This is a genomic window from Halomonas sp. ND22Bw, from assembly GCF_003011945.1.
In the GTDB taxonomy this organism is placed as follows: domain Bacteria; phylum Pseudomonadota; class Gammaproteobacteria; order Pseudomonadales; family Halomonadaceae; genus Halomonas; species Halomonas halophila.
The window spans coordinates 1-338 of record NZ_PXWD01000432.1 but is presented as its reverse complement, the minus strand read 5'-3'; the positions used below and the strand labels follow the sequence as shown (position 1 = coordinate 338).

Annotated in this window: 2 protein-coding genes; both read left to right on the top strand. The window is 66.9% G+C overall.

Annotated elements, in window-relative coordinates:
- Nucleotides 1-8 precede the first annotated feature (8 nt).
- Nucleotides 9-146, top strand: a complete 138-nt coding sequence (locus CVH10_RS18790; protein ID WP_369335880.1) for a sigma factor-like helix-turn-helix DNA-binding protein — start codon at nt 9-11, stop codon at nt 144-146.
- Nucleotides 143-338 (top strand): DUF3619 family protein (locus CVH10_RS18785; protein ID WP_146143070.1); only part of this gene is annotated, 196 nt, incomplete at its 3' end. The genes CVH10_RS18790 and CVH10_RS18785, both read left to right, overlap by 4 nt.

Sequence of the window (338 nt, the reverse complement as noted above, 5' to 3'; positions counted from 1 at the left end):
CTTTCCTGATGCGTTACTGGGAGGAAATGGACGTTGCCGAAACCGCAGCGGCCATGGGCTGCTCCGAAGGCAGCGTCAAGACCCACTGCTCCCGCGCAGTCCATGCGCTGAGCAAAGCGCTCAAAGCCAAGGGAATTTCACTATGAACCGATCGACTTCTCTCGCCAGCGACCCCGCGGAGGCGCAGTTCGGTCGCCGCATCGCAGCGCGCCTGTCGACCGGCACCGATGCGCTGCCGAACGACATCACCGAGCGCCTCCGCGTGGCGCGCACCCAGGCACTGGCCAACCGCAAGCAGCCGGCCCGGCCGGCCACGGTGGTCGTCAACGCAGGCGGCA